Here is a 1740-nt window from a genome sequence, read left to right on the forward strand (position 1 = left end):
CGAGCGGACCGGGCCTGTGCCGCCGGCTCCCCACCCGGAGCGGACCGGCCCCGTGCCGGGGCCGCGCGGGCCACATCCGGACCTGACAGGCCCGGGGCCGCTCCCCCACCACCAGGGCGGGCAGGGGCCGCTGCCCCACCACTCGGCCACCGGCCAGGGGCCGATGCCGGGCTACCCGCCCGCCAAGCGCAAGCGGGGCGTGCTGACGGGCTGCCTGACCGCCCTGGTCATCGCGGTCGTGCTGCTGGTAGCGCTGATCTTCGTGCTGGCGTGGGCGTTCCGCTCCCCGGCGGTCGGCGAGGACGGGCCGGTACAGGACGGCAAGCTGCGCTTCGCCGTGACGAGCACGAAGTGCCCCAAACCTGCGAGATCGGCGGCCAAGCGCACATGCCAGGTCGGGGTGAAGGTCAGCAACGTCGGCCAGGAGGCCAGGGTGCTCTACCCGGGCCAGCAGAAGCTGATCGACGAGAACAAGGAGCTGCACGGCGGCACCAAGCTGCTCGACAAGGACGGCAAGGAGATCACGCCGATCCGCATCGAGGCCGGCCAGTCGTTCATCGGCGCGCTGGTGTTCGAGCTGCCGAAGAGCCTCGACGCGGCCGGGCTCGAGGTGCACGACTCGGGGCTGAGCAACGGAGCCCGGCTCAACCTGGGCTGACCCGCCGGCCTCGCTGACGGCGGGCCGCCCGGCGTCCGGCGCGCCTCAGAAGCCCTGGGACGGCGAGACCACGCCCTCCAGCGGGGCGCCGTCGCTGAAGCGCCGCACGTTGGAGGTGACGCGCTCGGCCAGGCCACGCCAGTAGGAGGAGCGCGGGTTCGCGCAGTGCGGCGTGATGAGCACGTTGTCCAGGCTCCACAGCGGATGTCCGTCGGGCAGGGGCTCGGGGTCGGTGACGTCGAGTGCCGCGCCGCCGATGCGGCCCGCGCGCAGCGCATCAACCAGTTCGTCGGTGACGACGAGGCCGCCTCTGGCGACGTTCACCAGCCAGGCGTCCTCGCGCATGAGCTCGAACTCGCGCTTGCCGAACATCCCCCTCGTCTCCGGCGTGGCGGGTGCCGAGACGACCACGTAATCGGCCTCGGGCAGCGTCTCGCGGTAGCGGGCACGCGGGAGCACGAGGTCGGCGCCGGGCGCCTCGCCGCTGTCGGTGACCGCGAGGACCCGGCAGCCGAACGGCTCCAGCATCCGGATGAGCGCCCGCCCGATGCCGCCGAAGCCGACGATCGCGACCGTCGAGCCCGCGAACTCCCTGGACTCGCTGCGCTCCCATCTCGTGGCTCTCGCCGACCGGTGCAGGCCGCGCGCGGCCGCCAGCATCATGGCCAGCGCATGCTCGGCCACCGGCATGCCGTAGGAACCGGTGGCGGCGGTGAAGACCGGGTGCTCGGAGATGATCCCAGCGTCGGCGAACCGCTCGATGCCCGCGCTGGGCAGTTGCACCCAGCGGATGCCGTCGTGGAGCATCGACCGCAGCTCCTCGGGGCCGCCGCCGTAGTAGACGATCGCCTCGGCCTCCTCCAGCGGCACGACCTTGCCGCCCGCCCGCCGCACGGCGTCGATCAGCACGGGCACCGGCTCGGGTCCGACATGGACGGCGACGGTCATGCTCAGTCTCCTTCTCGCCACGGGCCCACCAGCGTACCGAGGGCGCCTGGGCACGGCGTTTCGGGGTGCCAGCATCTCTTCAGGGAGCGCGGGTAGGTTGACCCGGGTGTCCGCCGTCGCCGCCCAGCCGGTCT

At 73.0% G+C, this 1740-nt stretch carries 2 protein-coding genes; one reads left to right on the forward strand and one right to left on the reverse strand.

Going from position 1 to position 1740, the window contains the following annotated elements:
* Positions 1-658: DUF4352 domain-containing protein (locus tag AB0J09_RS64000; RefSeq protein ID WP_360714192.1), on the forward strand; the 658-nt coding region annotated here is incomplete at its 5' end.
* 45 nt (positions 659-703) lie between these two features.
* Here AB0J09_RS64000 and AB0J09_RS64005 read toward each other — a convergent pair.
* A complete protein-coding gene (locus tag AB0J09_RS64005; protein WP_360714194.1) occupies positions 704-1606 on the reverse strand; it encodes a D-isomer specific 2-hydroxyacid dehydrogenase family protein in 903 nt (300 codons plus the stop codon).
* Positions 1607-1740: the final 134 nt, after the last annotated feature.

It is taken from the genome of Nonomuraea sp. NPDC049784 (genome assembly GCF_040659615.1).
Classification (GTDB): Bacteria; Actinomycetota; Actinomycetes; order Streptosporangiales; family Streptosporangiaceae; genus Nonomuraea.